Origin of the sequence: Spirillospora sp. NPDC048911 (genome assembly GCF_043198015.1) — a bacterium.
Taxonomy (GTDB): domain Bacteria; phylum Actinomycetota; class Actinomycetes; order Streptosporangiales; family Streptosporangiaceae; genus Spirillospora.
In genome coordinates this window covers 302,872-326,318 of record NZ_JBICUD010000010.1, presented here as the reverse complement: position 1 = coordinate 326,318, position 23,447 = coordinate 302,872, and the positions used below count along the sequence as shown (strand labels likewise).

22 protein-coding genes and 1 pseudogene are annotated in these 23,447 nt (G+C 70.0%); 11 read left to right on the top strand and 12 right to left on the bottom strand.

Annotated elements, in window-relative coordinates:
• Positions 1-21: 21 nt before the first annotated feature.
• A pseudogene (locus ACGFNU_RS38465) lies at positions 22-776 on the bottom strand (acyltransferase domain-containing protein); the annotation flags it as partial.
• Between ACGFNU_RS38465 and ACGFNU_RS38460 the strand changes: the two are divergent.
• Complete coding sequence (locus tag ACGFNU_RS38460; protein ID WP_392601509.1) at positions 775-1,476, top strand: TetR/AcrR family transcriptional regulator; 702 nt, start codon at positions 775-777, stop codon at positions 1,474-1,476. The pseudogene ACGFNU_RS38465 and the gene ACGFNU_RS38460 sit on opposite strands and share 2 nt — an antisense overlap.
• A gap of 2 nt (positions 1,477-1,478) precedes the next feature.
• Here ACGFNU_RS38460 and ACGFNU_RS38455 read toward each other — a convergent pair whose 3' ends face one another.
• Together ACGFNU_RS38455 and ACGFNU_RS38450 are read right to left on the bottom strand one after the other, a co-directional pair.
• Positions 1,479-4,463 carry a hypothetical protein gene (locus tag ACGFNU_RS38455; protein WP_392601508.1) on the bottom strand — a complete coding sequence of 995 codons (2,985 nt, stop codon included), beginning with the start codon at positions 4,461-4,463 and terminating at the stop codon, positions 1,479-1,481.
• 63 nt (positions 4,464-4,526) lie between these two features.
• Complete coding sequence (locus ACGFNU_RS38450; RefSeq protein WP_392601507.1) at positions 4,527-5,453, bottom strand: NADP-dependent oxidoreductase; 927 nt, start codon at positions 5,451-5,453, stop codon at positions 4,527-4,529.
• Between the two features lie 130 nt (positions 5,454-5,583).
• Here ACGFNU_RS38450 and ACGFNU_RS38445 point away from each other — a divergent pair, with 130 nt between their 5' ends.
• Positions 5,584-6,453 carry a helix-turn-helix transcriptional regulator gene (locus ACGFNU_RS38445; RefSeq protein WP_392601506.1) on the top strand — a complete coding sequence of 290 codons (870 nt, stop codon included), beginning with the start codon at positions 5,584-5,586 and terminating at the stop codon, positions 6,451-6,453.
• 86 nt (positions 6,454-6,539) lie between these two features.
• Positions 6,540-7,208 (top strand): flavin reductase family protein, encoded by a 669-nt coding sequence (locus tag ACGFNU_RS38440; protein WP_392601505.1) that lies wholly within the window; start codon positions 6,540-6,542, stop codon positions 7,206-7,208.
• 12 nt (positions 7,209-7,220) lie between these two features.
• Here ACGFNU_RS38440 and ACGFNU_RS38435 read toward each other — a convergent pair whose 3' ends face one another.
• Positions 7,221-7,358 (bottom strand): hypothetical protein, encoded by a 138-nt coding sequence (locus ACGFNU_RS38435; protein WP_392601504.1) that lies wholly within the window; start codon positions 7,356-7,358, stop codon positions 7,221-7,223.
• Between the two features lie 104 nt (positions 7,359-7,462).
• Here ACGFNU_RS38435 and ACGFNU_RS38430 point away from each other — a divergent pair, with 104 nt between their 5' ends.
• Positions 7,463-7,753 (top strand): hypothetical protein, encoded by a 291-nt coding sequence (locus ACGFNU_RS38430; protein ID WP_392601503.1) that lies wholly within the window; start codon positions 7,463-7,465, stop codon positions 7,751-7,753.
• Complete coding sequence (locus ACGFNU_RS38425) at positions 7,750-8,730, top strand: NAD(P)-dependent alcohol dehydrogenase (RefSeq protein WP_392601502.1); 981 nt, start codon at positions 7,750-7,752, stop codon at positions 8,728-8,730. Before ACGFNU_RS38430 ends, ACGFNU_RS38425 begins: the two co-directional genes overlap by 4 nt.
• 14 nt (positions 8,731-8,744) lie before the next feature.
• Here ACGFNU_RS38425 and ACGFNU_RS38420 read toward each other — a convergent pair whose 3' ends face one another.
• Complete coding sequence (locus tag ACGFNU_RS38420; protein WP_392601501.1) at positions 8,745-10,127, bottom strand: glycoside hydrolase family 26 protein; 1,383 nt, start codon at positions 10,125-10,127, stop codon at positions 8,745-8,747.
• A 229-nt stretch (positions 10,128-10,356) separates the two neighbouring features.
• Here ACGFNU_RS38420 and ACGFNU_RS38415 point away from each other — a divergent pair, with 229 nt between their 5' ends.
• Both ACGFNU_RS38415 and ACGFNU_RS38410 read left to right on the top strand, forming a co-directional pair.
• Positions 10,357-11,616, top strand: a complete 1,260-nt coding sequence (locus ACGFNU_RS38415; protein WP_392601500.1) for an ATP-grasp domain-containing protein — start codon at positions 10,357-10,359, stop codon at positions 11,614-11,616.
• Between the two features lie 86 nt (positions 11,617-11,702).
• Positions 11,703-12,950 (top strand): NAD(P)-binding domain-containing protein, encoded by a 1,248-nt coding sequence (locus ACGFNU_RS38410; RefSeq protein ID WP_392601499.1) that lies wholly within the window; start codon positions 11,703-11,705, stop codon positions 12,948-12,950.
• 30 nt (positions 12,951-12,980) lie between these two features.
• Here the strand turns inward: ACGFNU_RS38410 and ACGFNU_RS38405 are convergent, their stop codons facing one another.
• The gene (locus ACGFNU_RS38405; protein ID WP_392601498.1) at positions 12,981-13,925 is read right to left on the bottom strand and encodes an NADP-dependent oxidoreductase; all 945 of its coding nucleotides are present in this window, start codon (positions 13,923-13,925) and stop codon (positions 12,981-12,983) included.
• An 89-nt stretch (positions 13,926-14,014) separates the two neighbouring features.
• On the opposite strand from ACGFNU_RS38405, the gene ACGFNU_RS38400 reads away from it, so the two are divergent.
• Entirely contained in the window at positions 14,015-14,533 is a 519-nt protein-coding gene (locus ACGFNU_RS38400; RefSeq protein ID WP_392601497.1) for a MarR family winged helix-turn-helix transcriptional regulator, read from the top strand.
• A 108-nt stretch (positions 14,534-14,641) separates the two neighbouring features.
• Here ACGFNU_RS38400 and ACGFNU_RS38395 read toward each other — a convergent pair whose 3' ends face one another.
• Positions 14,642-15,826, bottom strand: a complete 1,185-nt coding sequence (locus tag ACGFNU_RS38395) for an erythromycin esterase family protein (RefSeq protein ID WP_392601496.1) — start codon at positions 15,824-15,826, stop codon at positions 14,642-14,644.
• Between the two features lie 58 nt (positions 15,827-15,884).
• Here ACGFNU_RS38395 and ACGFNU_RS38390 point away from each other — a divergent pair, with 58 nt between their 5' ends.
• The gene (locus ACGFNU_RS38390; RefSeq protein WP_392601495.1) at positions 15,885-16,631 is read left to right on the top strand and encodes a TioE family transcriptional regulator; all 747 of its coding nucleotides are present in this window, start codon (positions 15,885-15,887) and stop codon (positions 16,629-16,631) included.
• Between the two features lie 358 nt (positions 16,632-16,989).
• On the opposite strand, the gene ACGFNU_RS38385 is transcribed toward ACGFNU_RS38390, so the two are convergent.
• On the bottom strand, positions 16,990-17,529 hold the full coding sequence (locus ACGFNU_RS38385; protein WP_392601494.1) for a PadR family transcriptional regulator: 540 nt from the start codon (positions 17,527-17,529) through the stop codon (positions 16,990-16,992).
• A 66-nt stretch (positions 17,530-17,595) separates the two neighbouring features.
• On the opposite strand from ACGFNU_RS38385, the gene ACGFNU_RS38380 reads away from it, so the two are divergent.
• Positions 17,596-18,042, top strand: coding sequence for a nuclear transport factor 2 family protein (locus tag ACGFNU_RS38380; RefSeq protein ID WP_392601493.1), 447 nt, complete (start codon positions 17,596-17,598; stop codon positions 18,040-18,042).
• Between the two features lie 63 nt (positions 18,043-18,105).
• Here ACGFNU_RS38380 and ACGFNU_RS38375 read toward each other — a convergent pair whose 3' ends face one another.
• The 4 genes from ACGFNU_RS38375 to ACGFNU_RS38360 all read right to left on the bottom strand — a co-directional run bounded on the left by ACGFNU_RS38375 (position 18,106) and on the right by ACGFNU_RS38360 (position 21,782).
• Positions 18,106-18,468, bottom strand: coding sequence for a hypothetical protein (locus ACGFNU_RS38375; protein ID WP_392601492.1), 363 nt, complete (start codon positions 18,466-18,468; stop codon positions 18,106-18,108).
• 868 nt (positions 18,469-19,336) lie between these two features.
• Complete coding sequence (locus tag ACGFNU_RS38370; protein WP_392601491.1) at positions 19,337-19,945, bottom strand: class E sortase; 609 nt, start codon at positions 19,943-19,945, stop codon at positions 19,337-19,339.
• Between the two features lie 189 nt (positions 19,946-20,134).
• Complete coding sequence (locus tag ACGFNU_RS38365; protein WP_392601490.1) at positions 20,135-21,298, bottom strand: chaplin family protein; 1,164 nt, start codon at positions 21,296-21,298, stop codon at positions 20,135-20,137.
• A 145-nt stretch (positions 21,299-21,443) separates the two neighbouring features.
• Complete coding sequence (locus tag ACGFNU_RS38360) at positions 21,444-21,782, bottom strand: hypothetical protein (RefSeq protein WP_392601489.1); 339 nt, start codon at positions 21,780-21,782, stop codon at positions 21,444-21,446.
• 1,358 nt (positions 21,783-23,140) lie between these two features.
• On the opposite strand from ACGFNU_RS38360, the gene ACGFNU_RS38355 reads away from it, so the two are divergent.
• Entirely contained in the window at positions 23,141-23,422 is a 282-nt protein-coding gene (locus ACGFNU_RS38355; protein WP_392601488.1) for a hypothetical protein, read from the top strand.
• Positions 23,423-23,447 lie beyond the last annotated feature (25 nt).

The following is a 23,447-nucleotide window of genomic DNA, read 5'->3' as shown; positions in this document are numbered from 1 at the left end:
GGAGACCAGCGGGATGGCGGGCGCACTGGGCCGGAGGTCGGCCAGCGCCGCGGTCGGCGGACCGCGGATCGGGTCCATGGCCGCGCTGTGGAAGGCGTAGTCGATCTCCAGCATCCGGAAGAACACCTGCCGGTCCCGAAGCTCCTCGCCCAGCGCGTCGAGCTCCTCCAGCGGACCGCTGATCGTGACGTCACGCTCGCTGTGGAGCGCCGCCACCTCCAGGCCGGGATGCTCGGCGAGCAGCCGTTCGGCTTCGGCAGCGGGAAGACCGACGGCGGCCATGCGCCCGGCTCCGGCCGTGGGCTCCTGCGCCCGGCTGCGGGCGACCACGACCCGCGCCGCCTGCTCCAGCGTGAGCGCCCCGCCCAGGCCGCGGCGATCTCCCCGACGCTGTCACCGACGGCGCCCGCCGCCGTGATCCCGCGGGCCCGCAGCATCTCGCTCACGCCGACCTGAACGGCGAACAGCAGCGGCCGGGCGACCTCGGTGGACTCCAGCCGCCACAGCTCGGGCGCTGCGGCGAGCTGGTCCGCGACGGACGTCGGGGGCGCCGCGGAGGCGCGGTGGTCACGATGAAGTGCGCGTTGGCGCCGCCGAAGCCCGAGGAGCTGACTCCCACATACTTGCGACCGCCCTCGATGGGACGGGGGGCGGGTCACCACCTCCAAGCCCAGGCCTTCGAAGTCGATGCCGGTATAGCCGCACGCGGCCGTCGCCCGGCTGGGAGCGGGCAGACTTACCTTGTACGGGTAGAGTGCGCGGGGAGGAAGATCCATGACCCTGCTGACCGACGCCGACGAGCAGCCCCGGGTTCCGCTGAGCCGGAGGCGGGTGCTGCGTGCGGCCGTGGGGCTCATCGACCGTGACGGTCTCGACGCGCTCACCATGCGGCGGCTCGCCCAGGAGGTCGGGGTCGAGGCGATGTCGCTGTACCACCACGTCGCCAACAAGGAGGCCGTCTTCGATGGCGTCGTCGAGGTGATCCTGGGCGAGGTCATGGCGGCCGTGGACGAGGTCGACGCTCCGTCCCCGGAAGAGGACTGGCAGGCGGCGTTGCGCGCGCGGATCCTCGCCGCCCGGGAGGTCTTCCTGCGCCATCGCTGGGCTCCGCGGGTCCTCGAAAGCCGCACCACCACGAGCCCGGTCTTCATCGCCTACTACGACAACGTCGTCGCGATCCTGCGGGCGGGCGGGTTCTCCTTCGATCTGGCCCACCGCGCGCTGCACGTCCTGGGCAGCCGCGCGCTCGGGTTCACTCAGGAGTTGTTCCAGCCCGACGGAGCCGCGGACGCTGACGCCGCGGCGATGATGGAGCAGATGGCCGACACCTTTCCCAACCTCGTCGGGATGCTGGCGGACGCCGTCCACGACGATCCGGACGGCACCCTGGGCTTCTGCGACGACCAGTTCGAGTTCGAATTCGCGCTCGACCTGATTCTGGAAGGTCTGGAACGCCGCCGCGCCGCCGGTGCGTGAGCCTAGAACGGGGGCCGGCTGAAACCGGTGTAGAGCAGCCAGATCGCGCCGAAGGCCGATGAGGGACGATCGTTGAAGTCGCCGCGCTCCGGCAGCAGTTCGAGGAGGTCGAGCACGGCGGAGATGTGCCCGCACTCCGCGGCTTTCCCGATCAGCTCCTTGGTCGGCTGCTCGCGTTGCGCGTGCGCCACACCCTGAAGCACGGCGTGGCGCCTGGCCAGTTCCCGGACGTCCGGCTCGGTCGGCGTCGGCGGCCGCGATGGCGGCGTGCCGCGGTGGGCCAGGTCGACGAGGTCGTCGCCGACCGCCCAGCTGTGATCTCCCCAGGTCTCCAGCAGGTCGGTCCGTCCCTGCTCGGCGAGGACGGTCAGCACCTCGTACGGGACGTCCCAGCCGGGCAGGCTCTGGAACTCACGCGCCAGATGGTCGCGGCCGGTGCGCAGCAGGTAAACCAGCCACTCCGCCTCCCAGAAGAAGCTTCCGTTCGGATGCCCGGCGCGGTCGTCCAGGAGGACGCGCACGAGGTCGTCGCGTCCGCATTCCAGCATCGAGTGCATGACGGCGACGTGGTCCTGCCACGCGTTGGGCTCAAGGGTGATGGACGCGCGGGCGTGCTGGAACCACTGCTCGGCGGTGCCCGTGTCGCCCAGCGCCTGGCAGGCCGCGCCGAACGAGGCCGACCTGTCGGCATCGAACAGCTTCTGGTCCACCGAGGGGAAGAGTGACTGGGCCAGGGAGAAGGCTGTGCGGGCGGAAGAGGTGTCTCCCGTCCGGGCGAGGATCACGGCGACGTCGGACGCGGCGGCGAGACGGTCGGCAGGTTCGGGGATGTCGCCGATCAGGGTCATCGCGGCCTCGGGCTCGCCGTTCCGTGCGCGCAGCCGGGCGGCGGCCCGCAGGTAGTCGGCCATGTGGGAGCCCCAGCCGTGCCGGTCGAGGCCGGTGAGCGAGTCGCGCGCCGCCTCGAACAGGTCGTCCACGGTGGCGGTGTTCGGGGGCGGCCACTCGGCGGGTTCGTCGGCGTCCGCCTCCTCCAGTTCCTCGCGGTATTCGCGGAGGAGCCCGCCGTCCTCGGAGCCGAGGACCTCGGCGGCGGTGAGGGCGTCGGGCAGGACGCGAAGTTCGCCCCAGCGCACCGGCCAGGCGTGGCGTCCTCCGACCCCCCAGGCGAGGAGGGCGTCCAGCTCGTCCTCGCTGCCTTCCGGAGCGATCACGGCATCGGGCTGGAGGGTCATCGCCCAGGTGTCCTCGCCGAGGGCGAAGATCCGCCCGTCGAACTCCTCGACGAGGTCGCCCTCCACCGGACGCGGGCCGGGCGGGACGTACAGGGAGTAGAAGTCGCCGATGACCTCGCCGGTCTCGACCTTGACGAACTGCATGACCACGTCGTCGAGCACCACCAGCGTGTCGTCCGCGCCCCAGTACACGGTGTCGGCACCCCCGGCGAGCACGGTCTGGACCAGCCGGGGGTCGGCCGGGTCGGCGAACGACCAGATCTCGGCGGTTCCCGTGATGGTCAGGAAGGCGGCCCGTTCCCCGCCGGGCGCCCAGGCCCAGGCATTGTGGTCACCTTCCCGGCTCCCCCATCCGCCGTGCGGGACCTGGGCGCTGAAGACCAGGCGGTCGTCGTCGAAGACATGGACGCCGCCCGTCTCGGCGGTGCCCGTGGGAGGTGTCAGGACGGCCAGCCGGTTGACGGCGCGGCCGGGCGCCCAGTGCAGCGAGACGGGCTTGCCGAGCGCGTAGGGGCCGCAGCGGATCCGCCCGGTGGACGCCTCGCGCAGGAAAAGGCCGCGGCGGGTGACGGCGGCGACGAGGCTGCCGTCCGGGCTGAGCCGGGCGAACTTGCCGGGCGCGTACCAGACGACCTCGCGGGTCTCGGCGTCCACGCTGATGGCGTTGGCCCCGAACAGCCGAGAGCCGTCGGGCGACCACTGCGGGTCGTCGATCCACTGCCCGACCTTCCACTCGCCGTCGCCGTCGTCGCGCTGGGCGAAGTCGTCCTGGACGGCCGCGGGCAGCCGGCGCGCCATGAGGTACGGGTGGTCCGTCTCGACGTGGTTGGGCAGCCACCACAACGCGCCTCGATCCAGCGGGACGACGCAGCCCTGGAGCCCGCCGTCGCCGTTGGTGCCGCAGTGGAAATAGACGCTGCGCCCATCGGGAGAAAGTGCGAATTGCGACGGGCGCGAGTTGCCGTCCGACACGTCGATCGTGGCGAGCCGCTCGCCGCCGAACGTCCAGACCCCCACCCTGTTCGTGGAGTGGGCCATGGCGATGCGGGACGAGTCGGCCGACCACTGGATCGTGCCCGCGTAGCCGGGCCACCCGATGCCGCCCTGGATACGGCGCACGGTGTTGACGCACCGGCCTGTGGCGACCTCCCAGATCTGGAGGACGCCGCCCGCCTCGTAGTCGTCACCGACCCAGCTGCCGGTGGCCAGATGGCGGCCGTCCGGGCTCAGGGCGTGGGCGACGATCTCCGTGTCGTGGCCGTACGGGTGCTGGAGCCGCGCCTCGTCGGTGTCGATCAGCCGCCGCGTGGCGAGCCGGTGGGCGCCGGTCACCCCTTCGTCGCGCTCAAGCTCGGCCAGCCGGGCGCGCAGCGGCGGGACGTCGCGTTGGGGCGTGAAGGCCGACCAGTCGGCCGCGTCCAGGAGGTCGTACACCGCACGGGCATCCCGCGCCCCTGCCAGCTCTGATGCCGACAGGAACGGCCGAGGAGGCGCTGCGGCCGGCCGATTGACGGCTTCCTCCCGCTCCAGCATGCCGATCAGGGCGTCTTCGTCCAGGTAAGGCGTGCGGAGCATCGTGTCGGTGCGGGGAATGGGCCCTCGTTCACCGGGGGCGAGGAAGATGAGGTCGGTCTCCTCGGTCACCTGGTGCGCCACCTGCGCACCGACCGCCTGGAGCCGCCGTATCGCCGACCTCCTCTCGATCTCGCGGAAGTCCCCGAACAGCACGACCGTGCGCCCTCGCAGCCTCATGATCAACAGACCCTACCGGCGGCGCCGAACGGCCTGGAACGCGTCCGGGGCCGCCGTTCCCGCTCAGCCGCCGTGGGGCCGGAGCACGATCTTGCCGTGGGTGTGCCGCCGCTCCAGCTCGCCGAACGCGTCCCGCACCTTCTCCAGCGGGTAGGCGCGAGCGATCGGCACTTCGAGTTCCCCGCGCGCGGCGAGCCGGGCCAGCTCGCCGAGCACGACCGCGCACGCCGCCGAGCCTTCCCCGGCGGTCCGCGCACCGACCTTGGCCGCGGCCTGCCAATCACTGATCGTGTTGATCCGCTCGGGCCGCACGCCCAGCTCCACCGCCAGCTCCACATAGCCGTCGCCGAACGTGTCGATGAACGCGTCGACCTTCCCGCCGGACGCCTGCCGGATCCGCTCCACCACCCCGTCCCCGTACTCGACCGGGACGACGTCGCGCTCCTTCAGCCAGGCGTGGTTCGGCTCGCTCGCCAGCCCGATCACCGTGGCGCCGCGCCGCCGCGCGAGCTGCACGGCAAGGGACCCGACGCCGCCCGCCGCCCCGGACACCACGACCGTGTCGCCCGGTCCGGGGTCGACCGCGAACACGGTGGCGTACGCGGTCGTCCCGGCCACGTAGAGCGACCCGGCCACGTCCCAGGACAGCCCGTCCGGACGCGGCGTCAGGTTCACGTCGTCGACCACGACGAACTCCGCGTGGCTCGCCCTCCTGTGCGTGAAGCCGAGGACCTCGTCGCCCACCGCGAAGCCGCGCACGTGCGGGCCGGTCTCCACCACGACACCGGCCAGATCGCTGCCCTGCCCGGACGGGAACGTCGCCGGCCAGCGCTCGTGCAGATCGCCGGTACGGATATGGGCCTCGCCGGGCTGGATCCCGGCCGCGCGGACCTCGACCAGCACCTGCCCGGGGCCGGGCGCCGGCCGCTCCACCTCCGCCACCCGCAGGACATCGATCCCGCCGTACGCGTGGAACCGCACCGCCTTCATGATCACCACTCCTCCTCTTTCGGCCAGCCCCTCGACCATGCCTTGGCCCGCGGCGGTTCAGGAACGGAGCGCTCTCCCTAGGATCGGCGGTCCGAGGATGCGTTTGGCGAACGGTGATATCACTACCGATATGGGGATGAACCGTGACGAGCTCGCCGACTTCCTGCGCCGGTCCCGGGCACGGCTGACCCCGCGGGACGTCGGGCTGGTCGAGGGGCCGCGGCGGCGCACGCCGGGACTGCGGCGCGAGGAGGTCGCGGCGCTCGCCGGGATGTCGGCCGACTACTACATGCGGCTCGAACAGGCCAGGAGCCCGCAGCCCTCGATCCAGATGCTGGCCGCGCTGACGCGCGCGCTGCGGCTCACCATCGACGAGCGCGACCACCTCTATCTCCTCGCGGGGCACCGCCCGCCCGAGGGGGCGCGGGCCGGGGAGTACCTGCGTCCGGGCATGCTGTACCTCCTCGACCAGCTCGACAGCGTTCCGGTTCAGGTCCTGAGCGACCTGGGCGACGTGCTGGCGCAGAACGACATGGCGCAGGCGTTGTTCGGGTGCGTGTGCACGGTGGCCAAAGAGGACCGCAACATCGTGCTGCGCTGGTTCACCGAGCCGGACGTGCGGATGCACTTCGCACCCGAGGAGCACGAGGAGCAGGCCCGGCAACTGGTCGCCGACCTGCGCGCCGCGGTGGCCCGCCGCGGGAACGACGCGGCGTCCCGCGCCCTCGTCACGCGGCTTCGCGCGGCCGGCCCCGAGTTCGCGGCGCTCTGGGACCGGCACGAGGTCGCGGTGCGCCGGTCGCACCCGTTCCGGCTCGTGCACCCCGAGCTCGGCATGATCGAGTTCGACTGCGAGCTGCTGGCGACGCCCGCGGCGGACCAGCAACTGCGGGTCTTCACCCCGCCGCCCGGCGGCACCGAGGCACTGGACATGCTGCGCGTGCTGGGCCCGCAACACCGCCACGACACCACCCCGACCCCCGCGAACGAGCCCCCATAAGCCCTCCACGGAGAACGTGATGGCGGATTCTTGCCAGCGATGCGGTGGGGGCATCCGGGAGAGTCGCTGCGTCGAGGGGGTTTGTGATGCATGTGATTCCTGGGCTGAAGGTGTTGTACTTCGGGACGCCCGTGGTGTTGATCAGTTCGCGGAACGAGGACGGGACGGCGAACCTGGCGCCGATGTCATCGGCGTGGTGGCTGGGGCAGCACTGCATGCTCGGGCTCGGCAACAGCGGGCGGACGACGGCGAACCTGCTGAGGGAACGGGAGTGCGTTCTGAACCTGCCCTCGTCGGGGATGGCGCAGGCTGTCGACCGCATCGCGATGACGACGGGCAGGCCGGACGTGCCTGAGCACAAGGCGGCGCAGGGCTATCGGCATGTGGCGGACAAGTTCGCGCTGGCGGGACTGACCGAACAGCCCTCGGATCTGGTGGGTCCGCCGCGGGTGGCGGAGTGCCCGATCCAACTGGAGTGTCGGTTGGTCGCGCACCACCCGATCGAGGGGCCTTCGGTACAGGCGACGGCGTTCCACGTCGAGGTGCTGCGGACGCACGTCGAGCAGTCGCTGGTGATTCCAGGCACGCACCACGTGGACCCGGTCGCGTGGGACCCGTTGATCATGAAGTTCTGCGAGTTCTTCGGCGGCGGGGCGAACGTGCATCCGTCCAGGCTGGCCGAAGGCTGGCAGATGCCGACGAGCCTGGAGACGGCCGTCCCCGTCCCCGCAGGAAGATCAGCCGAACGCCCATAACCGCTTGGGGGCTCAGGTGTCGTGCTCTATGGGCGGGAAGGCCGACCAAGAGCGCATGAGCAGCTCGGCCGCGTCGACGATGACCTCGTCGGAGATCTCGTCCGGGAACAGCATCCGCTGGATGAGCAGGCCGTCCTCCAGGGCGTGCACGATCAGGGCCAGGAAGGCCGGGTCAGCCGATGGGGCGGCACCGAGAGCCGTGAAGGTGGCCTCGATGCCTGCGCACGCTGCTGACCGGGAAGAGCGCCCGGCACATGGAGCTCAACTTGCGGCGGCAGCCGCCGCTGGACCTCGCCGGCTACCTCCAGCTCACCGCTGACCGGCATGCGATCATCCGCGACTGGCTGCTCTTCCTGTCCGACTACCCGCTGATCCTCGGCCCGGTGTCGGCCGAACCGCCGGGCGACCGGGGCGGCCGGGAACTGGACGCCGAGGAGAACGCGCCGTGGCCCTTGACTCCCTTACGTCGTACGATAGCCTTACGGCGTATGACAACCTTACGGCGTATGACTGTTGGTGACGCCGTCGAAAGGGAGGCGCCATGAAGGCCTGGAGCTGGGAGCGTTACGGATCACCTGATGTGCTGACCCTCAAGGACGTCGACGAGCCCGGCGTAGCCCGGGACGAGGTGCTCGTGCGGGTGCGGGCGGCGTCCGTCAACCCCTACGACTGGCGGCACATGCGGGCCGCCCCGAAGCTGGTGCGGCTCAGCATCGGCCTGCGACGGCCGAAACCGGGCCTGGTTCTTGGCGCCGATCTCGCCGGCGTGGTCGAACGGGTGGGCGACGGCGTGACCGGATTCCAGCCCGGCGACGAGGTCTTCGGGGAGGTCAAGCTCGGCTCGTTCGCCGAGACCGTCGCCGTGCCGGAGAACAGGCTCGCCATCAAGCCCGCGCGCCTCACCTTCGAACAGGCGGCGTCGGTGTCGATGGCCGCGCACACCGCGCTGCAGGGCCTGCGGGACAAGGGGATGATCTCCGCCGGGCAGCGGGTCCTCGTCAACGGGGCCTCCGGTGGTATCGGCACGTTCGCCGTCCAGCTCGCCAAGGCGTTCGGGGCCGAGGTCACCGGTGTTTGCAGCGCCCGCAATGTCGAACTGGTCCGTTCCCTGGGCGCGGACGACGTCGTGGACTACACCCGCGAGGATTTCACTGAAGGCGAGGAGCGATATGACCTGGTCATGGACATCGTGGGCGACCGGTCGCTGGCGCGGCTGCGGCGTCCCCTGACCTCGCGCGGGACGCTCGTCATCGTGGGCGGCATCGCCTCGCCGCGCGGCGGGTTGCTCGGCCCGGCGGCGCAGATGCTCCGCGGGGCTTTGGTGTCCCCCTTCGTCAGGCAGCGCATCGCCAGTGTGAGCTGGAAGCCCAACTCCGCAGATTTGCGACTTCTGGCGGACCTCATGGAGAAGGAAGAGATCACGCCCGTCATCGACCGGACCTATCCGTTCACCGAGATTCCCGAAGCGGTGCGCTACGTCGAGCGCGGCCACGCCAGAGGCAAAGTCGCCATCACCTTCTGACGTTGCCCAGGTGTTCACTCGCCGTCGCTGGGCCTGACCACCGGGGCGGGGCTTGTTCCGGGCATCGCCGTTACGGCGGGCTCTGCCGTCGCAGAGACGCCCGCCGTCCGCACTGCGGCTTCAGCCGCCTTCAGTGCGCCGCACGCGACCGCGGCAGCGGCGGACGCGGCGGTGGACATGGCGGCGGCCGGGTCTGAGGCGGTCGGGGTGGGCGCCACTGGAGCAGGTGGTGTCGCTGGTGACGGCAGAGCGGACGGTGGTGAGGGAGCCTGGGCCGGGACGGGCGCCGGTGGAGATGGCGACGGAGCCTCGGTTGGGACGGGTGCCCCTGGAGATGGGGAGGGCGCGGCCATGGGCGCCTGGCTCGGCACTGTCGGCGTCGGCGTTGGCGGCGGCGTCGGGACGGTCGGCGGGCAGGAGAGGTCGGGCACGGCTTTGGACACGCCGTTCAGCAGGCCGCCGAAGAGACTCCGGTACGTCCGGGACGCCTGGGGGTTTGCGGCGCACTGCCACACGCCGTGCGGGCAGTAGTCGGTGAGCGTCTGATAGGCGACGTCATGAGACGTCATCCATTTGTGCATTCCCTGGATGTAATCCGGATTGTCGGAGTTGTGAAACAACCCCCATTCCGGGAATGAGATGGGCTTCTTGCGGGCGGCCGCGAAGTCCGCCTGGGCCTGGAGGCCGTAAGGCTCCTTGATGAACTCCGCGAAGGACATCCCCTGCGGCTGGTCATAGCTGTCCGAGCCGATGATGTCGACGACGTCGTCACCGGGATAGCACTCCGTCCACGGGATGGCGTCCCGGCCGCGGGTGGCATTGAAGTCAAACCGGAAACGCGCGCCGGTGACCGAACGCATCGTCGCGACGATGCGGCGCCAATATATCTTCCACATCACCGGGTCGGGATGGCACCGGCTGGTGTAGGTGATGCCGTTCATCTCCCAGCCCGGAATGATGACCGTGTCCGGCGCTCCGGCCTTGACCAGTCGCTCGGCGAGCCGCTGGAAGTGGTTGTCGAACGCGCCGGACGCGCCGCCCCGCAGGAGGGACGACACGACGCCGTCCGGGAGCGTCACCTCGTTCGAAGCGATCATCGGCACATTGACGACGAGCAGGTGGGAGCGGTCCTTGGCCCGCCAGCGCGCCCACGGCCCGATGATTTCCGAGGGCCCCTCGATCCCTGCCCAGTTCTCCCCCGGCAGATAGGTATGCCCGACTTTGACCGGGGAGCCAAGCCATTTTTCGAATTTGGCTATTCGCGCGACGCCCTCGGCGCCCGATCCCAGAAATGCGCCCAGCGGAGGAGCGGCATTCGGCTTCTCGGCAGGATCGCCCGAGTCGACGGCGCCCGCGGTCGACGGCCCGATGGCGACGCACGAGCCGACCACCGTCACGGCAAAAATCGAGGCACAGGCGACACCACTTTTAAGGAAACTCAGGAGTCGCCGCCTCCATCCTCGATAGAATCGCCCAGAGGCATAGTGGATGTGGTCAGGTGCCATGCGTAGCGTATGCCCGGCCGACGTTGCGCCGAACTGTCCCAGTCCGGTGCCGTTAAAAGATTTTACCCACCCTATAGCCACCTCGTTCATTACAGAAACAGGAGAATTGGCCGGATGCCCCATGCTGCGTGATTCCCCGCAGTTGCCCGAACCGGAACTCGACGGCCGGCTGCCCGTCCTGTTGCTGCGCACCAACCGGTATCCCCTGCATCACGGCACGCTGGCGGCCATCAGATCGCTGGGCCGGGCCGGAGTCGAGGTCCACGCGATCCTCGAACCCGGCACCACGCCGGCCGCCACCTCGAAGTACCTGCATCACGGCCACGACTGGGGCCCGGCCCCTCATCTGGGGACCTCGCTGGCCAAGTATCTGGACGAGATCGCCACGCGGATCGGCCGCACCGCCCTGCTCGTCCCGCTGGACGACGCCGCCGCGATCTATATCGCGGAGAACGCGAGCGCGCTGCGGGCCGGGTTCGTCTTCCCGACGCAGTGGCCCAGCACCCCGCGCATGGTCGCCGACAAGGCGACGCTGCTGGAGACCGCCCAGCGCAACGGCATCGCCATGCCGTCCAGCCGGATCCCCGCCACCGGCGCCGAGCTCCGCGAGGCCGTCGGCGCCCTCGGCCTCCCCCTGATCGCGAAATGGGCGCGGCCCTGGCGGCTGCCGGCCGGCCTGCGCGGCACCACGCTGGTGTCGACGCTCCAGCAGGCGCAACGGCTACTGGCCCGGACGCGCGACCCGGCGAACCAGGCGGCCGGTCCCTTGATCCTGCAGCGCCGCGTCCCGCCCGCGGGCGGCGACTGGTTCTTCCACGGCTACTTCGACGCGTCCTCCAGCTGCCTGTTCGGCGGCGTCGGCCGCAAGCACGTGGCCCGCCCGGTCCACGCCGGCCACACCGTCGCCGGCGAATGGGTCCTCAATCCCCGGCTGGAACGGCTGGCGCACGAGATCGTCTGCGCCCTCGGCTACACCGGCCTGGTCGATCTCGACTTCCGCTTCGAGGCGGAGGGCACCGGCAGGGGCTCCGACGACGGCACGTACCACCTGCTGGACTTCAACCCCCGGCTCGGCGCGCAGTTCCGGCTCTTCCAAGATCGCCAGTGTCTCGACCTCATCCGGGCCCTGCACCTCGACCAGTCGGGACGCGGCGTACCGCGGCCCCGCCCGGCACCGGGCCGGACCATGATCGTGGAGAACCAGTACGCGCAGCACACGCTCTCCTCGCTCCGGCGCACCCGGGGCGGGATCCGCCACGGCCGCCGGGCCGACGAGCTGGCCTGGTGGGCGGCCGACGATCCCCGTCCCTTCTTCGTCATGGGCCGGCTCAGCCTGGCCCGCGTCCTGACCCGCGCGCGACCAGGCCGCCGACAACGCTGACGCTCACGCCTCGTCCGACACCGCCAACGCTCGGGCCTCGCCTCGATCCACGCGGGCGGCGGCACCGCACTTCAGGGAGGAACCTCGTGCACGACTCACTCATCGACACCCTCATCGTCGGGGCCGGACCCTACGGTTTGTCGATCGCGGCGCACGCGCAGGCGCACGGGCTGGACGTGCGCGTCATCGGAACGCCCATGGACTTCTGGCAACGCCACATGCCCGCCGGCATGCTCCTGAAATCCGAGCCGTTCGCCTCCAACCTCAGCTGTCCCGCACCGGGCAGCGCCTTCAACGATCTGCACCCCGGCTGGTCGATGGGCCAGCCGATCCCGCTGACGACCTTCGTCTCCTATGGCCGGTGGTTCGCCGAGAACACCGTCCGCGGTATCGAGGAGGTTCAGGTCGACCACGTCCGCGCCACCGCGCCCGGCTTCACCGTGACCTTGAGCACCGGCGAGGAGGTCCGCACCCGTACCGTCGTCATGGCCATCGGTGTCCGCCAGTTCGCCCACGTGCCCGACCAGCTGAGCTCGCTGCCCGCCGAGCTCGCCACCCACAGCGTCGAGCACCACGACCTCAGCCGCTTCGCAGGTCGCGACGTCACGGTCATCGGCGCGGGCCAGTCGGCGCTGGAAACCGCGGTCCTGCTGGCCGACGCGGGAGCGAGGCCCACCCTCATCTCCCGCAACGACCAGCTCGCCTGGAACGCGCTCCCCCAGCTCGACCCGTCCTTGACCAGCAGAATCTTCGGCGGCCCCCAGTCCGGGCTGGGACGCGGCTGGCGCACCTGGCTGTGGTCCGAACACCCCGCCTCGACCCGCGTCCTCTCCGAGGAGACCCGGCACCGGATCGTCCGCACCACGCTGGGCCCGGCGGGCGCCTGGTGGCTGCGCGAACGTCTCGACCACCGCGTCACGGTCCGGCTGGGCGAACGCGTCGTCGAAGCCGACGTGCGCAACGGCCGGGCGCAGCTCTCGGCGGTCACCAGCCGCGGTGCCATCCAGCTCTCCCAGGCCGACCACGTCATCGCCGCGACCGGCTACGTCCCCGACATCGACAAGATCACCATCCTGGATCCGGACCTTCGCCGCCGGCTGCGCCTCCAGCACCGGTCGCCCGACCTGTCGCGTCACTTCGAAAGCTCCGTCCCCGGTCTGTACTTCGCCGGCCTGACGGCCGCGGCGAGCTTCGGCCCGGTCATGCGCTTCGTGCACGGCAGCTCCTTCGCCGCCCGCCGCATAGCGAACAACCTGGCCAAACACCGCGTCCGCACCCCACCGAACACCGCGGCCATGCCCGCGCAGCCGGACGAAACCGCCGCGACAACGTAGCCATCGAAGCCGCCGCCGGCTCCGGCGACTTCAGGCGGTCGGCGCAAGGACGATGACCTTGCCGGACACGGCACCGGCGGCGACTTCCGCATGGAACGCCGGGAGATCCTCAAGCTGGATGCGGCGGCTGATGTCGATGTGAAGTTCGCCTCGGTCGATGGCCTCCACGAGGCCGGCGAGCTGCTTGGCGTCGCTCCGGACGAAGACGTTGAGCCCGCGCACCTGGCGCTCTTCGTCGCTCGGCGCCTGCATCCACACCGTGGTGTTGACCACGGCCCCGCCGGACCGCACGAGAGCGGCCAGGTCGGCGAGCTGCGAGGGCTCGATCGGCGCGAGGTTGAGCAAGAGATCGACCGGCTCGGTCACCGCGTCCGCCACGCCGGTCGCGGTGTGGTCGACGACCTCGTCGGCACCGGCGGCTCGGACCCGGTCCGCGCTGCGCGGGCTCGCCGTGGCGATGACGTGCGCGCCGGCGGTCTTCGCCAGTTGCACCGCGTAGGCGCCGACGGCGCCTCCGGCGCCGGTGACGAGCACGCGCTGCCCGGCGGTGAGCTCGCCGAGCTCGAACAGCGCCTGCCATGCGGTCAGGCCCACCAGCGGCAGGGCAGCCGCGTCGGCGAGCGGCACGCTCGAAGGCGCGGCCGTCAGGACCTCGGCGGGCGCGATGACGTACTCGGCGGCCGCGCCGTCGCCGATCATCGGGAGGAATCCGACGACCTCGTCACCGGCCGCCACCGCGTCGACGCCGTCACCGAGCGCGTCGACTGTTCCGGCGACGTCGATGCCAGGCGTGTGCGGGAGCGTCACCGGGAACGGGCCCTGGAGACCACCGCCGCGGATGCCGGCGTCGACCGGGTTGAACGACGTCGCCGCGACCCGGATGCGAACCTCACCGGCGCCGGGGACGGGCAGCGCCACGTCCTCGTAGCGCAGGACATCGGCATCGCCGTACTCGTGGAATCGCACTGCCTTCATGGCGAACCTCTCTCACAGAGAAATGCTTCGAATTCGAAGCACCACCTGAAGATAGCACTGCTTCGAACTCGAAGCAATACGATGGCGGCATGACCGAAGAAGGCTCCCCGCCGCTCGATCCCGCCGAGCTCGGTGCGTACTTCGCCCTGATCGAAGTGAGCAGCCTGCTGCGCCACACGGTGGAGCAGCAGCTGCGCGACGCCGGCGACCTCAGCTACGTCCAGTTCCAGCTCTTGGCCACGCTCGGGGACGCGGCGGACGGCAGCCGGCGCATGACCGAGCTGGCGGACGGGGTCGTGTACAGCCGCAGCGGCCTGACCTACCAGGTGGGGCTGCTGGAGAAGGCCGGACTCGTCGCCCGCGGCCCATCCGCGGAGGACGACCGGGGCGTGACGGTGACCATCACCGAGGCGGGACGGGGCGTGCTCGCCAGGGTGTTCCCCGGCCACATCGACATCCTGCGGCAACTCTTCCTCGCACCGCTCGCGCCCGAGGACGTCGACAGCCTCGCTCGTGTTCTCACCCTCGTCCGCGATCACATGCGCTCCATCCCGCCGCGGTCGGCGAAACCGCGCCGGAAGAGCGCCCCACGCCAGCCCGGAGCCTGATCGCCGGGAGCGGCGCCGGGCCGGAAGAAGACCAGGTCGTGCCGGGATGCGGGGCGGGTAGCACGCCTCAAGGTGGCGGCACACCAGCATCCCGGGCTGTTGACACGGTCAAGCGTCCTTCACGAACACGATTCCTTCGTTGCCGGCCAGGTGCGCCGGGTCGAGCGGGGCATAGCCGTACCAAGGGGACACGCGAGGGGCGGGCGTCGCGTCGCCGAACATCGCGGACAATCGGTCGGCCTGGACGAAGCAGCGATCCTCCGGGAGCGCGTACAGGAGTCCTTCGAGGGTGTCCGGAGGCGGGACGTCCACTCCCTGGTGGCGGATCGTGCCGAGGGCCGAGGCCAGGAAGGCGTACTCCTCTCCCAGCCGGGCGCTGACGATCGCGCCGGCGCTCCACCATTCCACCGGCAGGCCGCTCATCCGCATCTCGCTCTTGTTCCGCTGGAGGTGCCCGTTGTGAGCGTTCACCAGCGCCGGGCCCCGCTCCGCGATGGCGAGCAGGTTGGCGGCCATCATCGAGTCCCGCACGCTGAGCAGCCACGCCATGCGGCCGGGTGACGTGTCGGCCATCCAGAAGTGGTAACGCAGCAGGCCGGTGGCGGTACGCCCGTACAGCAGCGCCCGGTCCCAGTCGTCCGGGGAGGACGCGGCGATCAGCTGTGGCGAGTGCGCGCCGAGCAGCGCCGCCAGGTCGTCGGCGAGCAGCCGCAGCTTCTTGGCCTCGCTCGTCCGCCCAACGGACCTGGACGGATCCATCATCGCGGCGGGCTCGGTCCACTGGTCGTCGGAGCCGAGCAGGCGGTCGAGCGTCGCCGCGTCGCAGGGCAGCAGGCCGGCACCGACCTGGGCCGCGAGGTAGGCATGGAGCGCGGTGAGGGCCTGCCGGGGGCTCGCCGCGCCGGTGATCTCCAGCGGACCGTCGAAACCGGCGAAGCGCACCTGCTCGGACGCGGGCCTGCCCTCGTTGTACGCGCGCATCCAGCGCACCAGCTCGCGATTGCCCGCGAAGGCGCCCCATTCGTGGCTGAAGCCGCGCTCCATGGCCTCGTCGAGGGTGCCCCTGCCCGAAGTGACGTACTCGTCCACGATCAGGCCCATCAGGCAGTCGCTCTCGATGGCGATCGTGCGATAGCCCTCCTGCTCGACGAGCTGCCGGAAAAGATCGTTCCGCAGTTCGAGCAGCGCGTCCTCGCCATGCGTCGGCTCACCCAGGGCGAGCAGGCGCGGCCGGGACGGGAGCGATCCCATGACGGTGGCCGCGTGGACGGCTGTTGCGATCTCAGCAGTCATGACCTCAACGGTATCGTTGAACCAGCGATTGAAACTTCTTCTCAATATCGGCAGGACTGTGCGACGAAACCTTAAAAGCGATGGACAACTCAGGCCGGTTGACCTGGCGAGAGCGCACGGCCTGTCCACGCAAGCGGTCAGGAACTATGAGGCGGCGGGCATCCTCCCGGCGGCCGCACGCACCCCGCATGGATACCGCACCTACGCGCCACTGCACGCGCAGGCCCTCAGCGCTTTCCTCGCCCTCGCACCCGGGCACGGCCACCAGACGGCCACGTCGATCATGCAGGCGATCAACCGGGACGCGATCGAGGACGCGCTCCAGCTCATCGACGAGAGCCACGCTCAGCTTCTCGACGACCGCCGCACCCTCCAGGCCGTCGAAGCCGCCGTCCGCGACCTCGTGCCCCCGCCGCCGGAACGAGGTGACATGTTCGTCGGTCCGCTGGCGAAGAGGCTCGGCATTCGCCCGGCCACCCTGCGCAAGTGGGAACGCGCCGGCCTCATCCAGCCGCGCCGCGACCCGGTCACGGGCTACCGGGTCTACAGCCCGGCCGACGTCCGCGATGCCCTCCTGGCTCACCAGCTCAGACGAGGCGGCTACCTGCTGGAGCAGATCGCCCCGCTGATCGCCCAGGTCCGTTCCGCCGGAGGCGTCGCGCCGCTCGAGTCCATGCTCGCCGATTGGCGCGCGCGCCTGTCGGCCAGGAGCCGCGCCATGCTCAGCGGCGCCGCCGCCCTCAACGCCTACCTAGCCTGCCGACCAGCTCTCACCCGCGGAAATTCCGCTGCTGAGGCTGAGTGAATTGTGGGGGTTTAGACGCTGCTGGCGAGGCTTGGACGTCACTGAGGAGATTCCTGCTGCCGGAAACCGGAAAGACCTGCAGGGATGCCTCTCTCACGTCCTCGCACGGTTGCCCCGCCCGAGTCAGGCCAAACCGGGACAAGCGCGTTCTCCGGCCCCTCTGTCACCAGGAGTTTCCTCGTGCCCGCTCGTGACGACGAGCTCTGCCTCAGCCACCCGCGCTCGTTCAGAGTCGCGCGGCGCTGGTGGCTCGATCTCTACGCACGCTGGTGCTGGCGACGTGGTCAGCGACAGGCCCGCAGGCGCTACTGACGAGCCCGGCGACGCGGTTTCGGCTGGACGGTCTCGTCGGCCTGGTTCAGGTGGCGTCTTCTGAGAGGGACTCCCAGAATTCCACGTATGCCTGTTCGTGCAGGATCGCGAGTTTGAGGAGGCGCGCTCGCGACGTCTGCCGCGCACCGAGCTCGGCGTGCCGTGAGGTGTAGAGCTCGAGCCAGCGGCGGTGCTGCGCCGCTTGTTCCCTGGCGAGGGCCACTACGTCGCCGGCGTCACCCAGATCGGCGAAGAAGAGCTTGAGCTGCGCCGGATCGCGGGTCTCCGGCTCAGGGGCGTGCGGGTCGGCCAGCCATCGCGTCAACGCGGTGTGGCCGGCGTCGGTGAGGTGGAAGACGCGGCGGCGGCGGCCGGTGTGCTCGGTCTCCTCGCGCAGCAGGCCGAGCTGGGCCAGCCGCGCCGGGATCCGGTAGAGCTGCGCGTGCGGGATCGGCCAGAAGTAGTCGACCGACTCCTCCACCTTGGCCTTCAACTCGTAGGGGGTCATCGCGCCATGGCGCGCGATGAGCCCGAGCACCACGCAGTCGGGTGGGGTGAGCTCCGGCACCTGCCCACGTCCTTCCATTGACACCGTCTCATTGAGAGCATAGTGTCCATCTCGTTGGTACCGTATCAATGAGACTATTGGAGCATGATGAGCGTCGAGACCCAGGCCGCTGACGTCGAGGAGTTCAACGTCCGCATCTTCGAGCTGTGGTCAGCGCTATGGAACGGCGAGCTGGGCCTGGCCGATCGGATCATGGCGCCGCGGTTCCGGCTCCGCTACGCCCAGCCGGGCACGGACGCCTTCGACCACGTCCGGCACCCTCGGCAGCTGGCCGAGATCATCGCCCGGTTCCGGGAGGCCCGGCCCGGACTGCGCTTCGCCCCCGACGGCGAGGCCGTCGCGGACGTCCGCCTCGCCGGCGGCGTCGCCCACGGCAAGATCGCCCAGCCCTATCTGGCGCGCTTCACCGACGAAGCCGGGCACGACCTTCGCATCAGCGGGATCGACATGCTGCGCATCGAGGACGGCCTCATCACCGAGGTCTGGTCGGTCTCCGGCGGGAGAGCCGGCCGAGTCTTCTACGACGGCTGAAGAGCCACGGCCGGAGGCCCCAGCGGCTGACTGTGCCGGCTCGCGTGCTGGCTCGCCGCGCGGCTACGAGCCGGCTTGCGACCTTGGCGGGTCCGCGACCGGCTCCGGCGGGCCGCCGGGCTGCAACGGCTGGTTGGTGATGGCGAGCAGCATCGCGAGCACCTTGTCCTGGTCGTGCGCCAGCTTGTCGAGCCGGGTCCAGGTCTGGTTCAGCATCAGCACGATGAGACCCAGGATCTCGACGGCGAGCAGGAAGATGGTCCCCCGCTCGTTGATGAAGCCCGCGGCCAGATTCGCCACCAGCACGATCGCCCCCACGATCACCAGGAACACCAGGATGTGGTTCCACATCTTGGATTCCATCGTCCTGTAATGATCATGCAGATCCGCCGCCGGCCGGTACTCGATCTTGAACCGGTCGGGCATCGCCATCACCTCTCACGCAGAGCGAGACCGGAACCCCGGTGCCCGGCCGTGCCGGCCGGCGCGGGCCGGCCGTGGCCTCGGGACACCCTCATCCAGCTGATCGGCACGGGTGCGGCCGACAGTCCTTCTGGACGGAGACGACGGCGGCGAAAACGAAGCAGCCCGTCGCGCACCGCCACCTCCGCACCTGGGCGATCTTCTGGGACATACCTGACGACAGTCAGTCTCCCCGCAACTACTGGCAGTAAACGGAGGTCGCCTCGGAGATCCGCGGGAGCCTCGCCGTGTGCTGGATCGTCCGGCCCGAACCAGAGGCCCGGTCCTCGTCGGGCCCTCTCGTCGGGGCTCCAGGCGGGGCCGGGTCCAGGGTGAGACACCCGCCCGGGTTCGGCCCGCTCCTGGGCCCGGCCCTGCCAGTCGAGGTGCGGGCCGCAGGGGTCGGTCCGGGGCGGCTCGCACTGGATCCCCTCCACACGGAGGAACATCGGGGGATCTCCCCAGGTCAACCGGCGGCAAAACCGCGTACAGCTCATCGTCTACCAGGGGAAAGTGACAGTATCCGTTCGGTCAGTCACGGAGTGTCGTGGCCGTGGAGGCGCGATGTGGCTGCCCTCAGGGCGGTAGGCCGGTCCCGTCGGCCGCAGATCATCGGGTGTGCGAGCCGTCGTTCTTCGCCGCCGGGCGGCGTGCCGCCTGCATCAGGCTGGAGACCCCCTTGCCGGGCACGCCGCCCCCTCCGACCGCACCGGGCGAAGATGACGCCAAGCACCTTCAACCCCAGGCTGTCCCTTCCCCCCGGCTCACCAAGGTCACCCGCGCCCACGGCAAAAAGGGGGCCAATGCCTGAGAGGGCATCGCAATTGAACGTCTAGCCGGGGCGACTTTCAACCAGTTTGCCCACGACGACGAGTCTCCGGGCGTCGCTGCCCTTGGGGTGGCAGGTGATGAGCGTTAGGAAACTTCCATTGGGGGTGCTTCCAGCGCGGAAGGGCACCGGATGGAGGACGCTTCTCCGCCTGGGCGAGATGATAAGAGTTCTTCGAACTTCGTAACGAAAGAAATGTGACACGGTATTAAGTACGAGGGAATCGCCGCGGGCTATACGGTCGAGCTTGCCGAAGGGAGCCCGGCCAGTGGTCCGGTGACCTAGTAGCACCACGTTTCCTGGCCGGCCGGGATAAGCCGTTCCAGGGTAATGTCCGACGCCGCGTCTCAGATCCGCTTTGCCAATGCCTTCCCGGATCCTCTCGTTCAGCCGGATTTTACGGATCACGAGAGTGGCGATGGGGGATGCGATGCGCACCGACGTTCGGGGTCCGTTGGACTGGTGGCCGGCGACCGGGTCGAAGCCTGCCGCCTGGGGTGATGCGACTGCTGCCCGCTGTGGCGTACTGACGAACGCCACAGCGGTAGAGGCCACCACGGCCGCAGAGATGGCCGCGGGCCAGACGAAACGCAACCAGTGTCTATCGTTCATTCGGATTCCCGGGTCGAGGCCTTTCTGGTGACTGAAAGTGGCAACTGACGCCCTTTTTCGGGGTCTCCGAAGAGGGCAGCGCTTGAGGACGCGCCGCCCCCTTCCGCGTTTCCCTCGGCTGGGCGATGCCTTGCCGTTCCGTTGACCTCGGCGCGGCAGAGCACGGATCAGGTCGCCTGAGCCGTGCGCTCAGCGGAGGATGGGGTTGCCCGCCACCGTCAGCGGGATGCCCTGCACCGTTGCCAGCGTGGGCCGGTAGTCCTTCGCGTGCTCCGGGGACGGGACGGGAATTCCCAGCGACCGGATGAGGTCCTGCACGGTCTGCGCCGCCTTGGGCATTACCGTGTCGTCGTTCCACTGCCACGGCGGCTTGGCGAGGCGCCTGGTGGACGACAAACCCGCGGGCGCGCCGGCGAGGAACGGCCGCGCCTGGCGCGACATCCTGCCGCCCGCGGTGCGCTTGGTGGACGGCAGTTTCTTGTGCGCGAGCTTGCCGGCCGTATTGCGCTTGGTGGACGGCACCGCCTTGTGCACTGCCTTATGCATTGACTTGGCGGACGGGTCGCGTTTGGTGGTCGGCGCCGCCTTGTGCACGGGCTTGCCAGCGGGGTTACGTTTGGCCGGCAACGCCTTCGCGGGCTTGCCGGCCGGGTTGCGCTTGGTCGGCATCGCCTTCGCGGGCTTGCCGGCCACGCTGTGCGGCGCCGCCTGGCGTCCCGGACCGGTGACCGGCGCGCTGACCGGCGCACTGCTGTGGCTGCCGCCGAACCCGCCGAACCCGCCCGTCCCCTTGCCGTACCCGGTGCCGTCGTTGATCGAATGAGCACCGCCCCCGCAGTACGCGCTGGCCGTGCCCAGCACCGCCGCGGCGTTCCCGCAGATGTTGATGGGGATGCTGATGGGCGCGCGGCCCCGGTTGCCGCTCAGGATGCCGCCCCTGCCCGAACTGGAGCCGTGGTTGATGACGGTGGCCGAGCCTTCGCAGGCGGCCTTGCCGACCCCCAGGACGGCCAGCGTGTTGCCGCAGATATTGATCGGAACGCTGACCGGGGCGCGCATCTGGTTGCCGTTGCCCGCCGAAAGGGCACCCGATGAGGATCCGCCGCCCTCGTCGACGTTGATGACGTGCGCTCCCCCCTGGGAGTGGGACTTGGCCACTCCCAGCACAGCCGCTGAGTTCCCGCTGAAGTCGATCGGCACGGATATCGGCGAGCCGCCCTGGTTGTTGGCGAGCAGGCCGAGGGCGCCGCCGTTCGAATCCGCCCGCGTCCCTCCGGCGATGCCCGTGTTGACGGCCGTCATCCCGGCCACCACCAGGGCGGCCCGGGCAGAGTTCTTGGCCCAGTTTCGCATTCTTGTTGCTCCTTTTCCGATGTGGATGCATCGGGCGCGATGGGCGGCGCCCGAGCGGCGATGGCGTGAGCACCACGTCCGCGGGAAGGCAGTTCGCTGGCGTGCCTCGAAGGGCAGGTGGCACGCGCGGGAAGCGGCCGGTCGCCTATTCGGGAACAGGAACCGGTACGTCCGTCGTGGAGGTGGTCAGGGCCGGGGCAGGTCGTCCGCGCCGTACGAGGGACGCGCGCGCCGGCGAGATCTGGGCTGCCGCGAGCGTCCCGAGCACGCTGGAACCCTGACCGGCCGAGGAGCTCGAGGCGCCGCCGGCGACGTGCCCGCCCGAGTCCGCCGGCGGCACCCCGGCCGGCTCTCCGGCCTGATCCGCGCGGCCGGCGTCGGCCCCGATCGTCGGATCGGACGCCGCGGCTCGCTGCGGCATCGTCGAGTCTCGGCTTGAGGACGCGGGCGAAGGCTGGACGAAGGTCTCGTTTTCGCCGTCCACGACCGGAGAATGCGCTCGGGACCCCGCACGACTCTCGGTGGACGAAGGGCGAGCCGGAGGCGTGAGAACGACCGACCGGAGCGTTACCGCGCTGCCGAGCAGCTTCTCCGAAGTCTCTGACAGGATTTCCGGCGATCTCACCGGCACGGCGAGAAGCCCTTGAACGGCAGGTAGCGACGCCGTTGGGACGGCAGGTAGCGACGCCGTTCCCAGCGATCGCGTCTGGAGCGCGGTCACGGCCGATCGCTGAAGCCGGTCGGCCGTGGCGATCAGTGTCCCGGCGAGACCCTCCCCGGCGGCACGGACGGAACCGCTGCCGGCCGTACTCCGGCTCGTCTCCGCGAGCTCGTGGCCGACCGGCCGAGCACGAAACCCGATGGCCGCCTGGAAGCCTTCCCTGGCCGACGCATCGCGGTCCCTTCGCAGCGAACTGCGATCCACGGAGTCGACGGGATTGCGGCTTCTAGAAGCGGCAGAACGGCCAGCCTCGGAGACGACAATGGCGAAGCGCTTTGCGCGACCGGGATTCGCTCGCACGGACCTGTCCGGGCAAGCGGCGCTGGAAGATGTGGTCGCGCGCTCCGGGCGGGCGGCGTTCGATCCTGAACACATCACTTGCGAGGACGCATGCGAGTCCGCTTCGGAGAGCATCGCGACCACCAGCCAGCCGGCGGCCACGAGGAAGCCGGTCGCCGTGACGCGCAGCGCGCACGAGATCAGCGCAGGCTGGAGCCGGCCTCGGGGTACGGCGCCCCCGTGACATGTCGGCCCCAGTAGCCGCATCGACAACACCCCTCGCTCGGCATGACGGCAGGGACGCTAACAGCCGCGGACGCCGGTCTCCGGCGGCCAATCGCGCGATTGGCGTATCTTGACGTCGCCATTGTCAAAGAAGGCCCTGGCCTTCTCGGGGCCGAGCCTGCGGTGCCATTGCCCCGATGACTCACGAGCGGCGGCGAACGTGGCCTCCGTCGCGCGAGCCGCGAAGTACAGCCGAACTCTCGACCGCCCATCCCTGTTGCCGACCCGGCTCCTTTGCCTTCGGTTGCCAAAGGACGGAAAGCTCCTTGGGGCACCCCTGTATCTGTTGGGACGCGCAAAAGGAAGTGCGTTCGGAGAGGGCCGGAGAGCGCCACTGCTTTATTTCGGCGAGCTGAGCGCTTCACCTAGAATGTGCGGAATATGTCAGATTTATCTGCGCAGCCTATGGAAAGGCTTTACCACGTTGGATCAACAGCCTATGAAATTCCGTTTGTCATGCTTGTTTTCCGGCGACGGTTGGGATGCGATGCCTGCACGCGGCAGGCTTCGGCCTACTGCGTGCTGTTCGACTGCACTCACCGTGAATGGAGAACGTCATGCTCAAGAAGCTGTCCATTTCAGGCCTCGCCGGGTCCGCCGCGTTCATGGCGTTCGCCGCCGCCCCTGCCCAGGCCACCACTCAGGCGCACGATGACCCCCCTGGCAGCCAAGTCCCCGGCCCCGTTCAGATCGTGGGCGTCCAGACCTGCCGCGGCATCGACATCGCCGGCATCGGCGCGGCCATCCACAACATCCTCGGTATGACCTACGAGTACGGCGACTGCATCAACGGTTCCACCGTCAACTGGCCCGCTCACAAGAGCCACCACCACCACTGACCCTGGAGGAAGGGCCGTGGCGCCG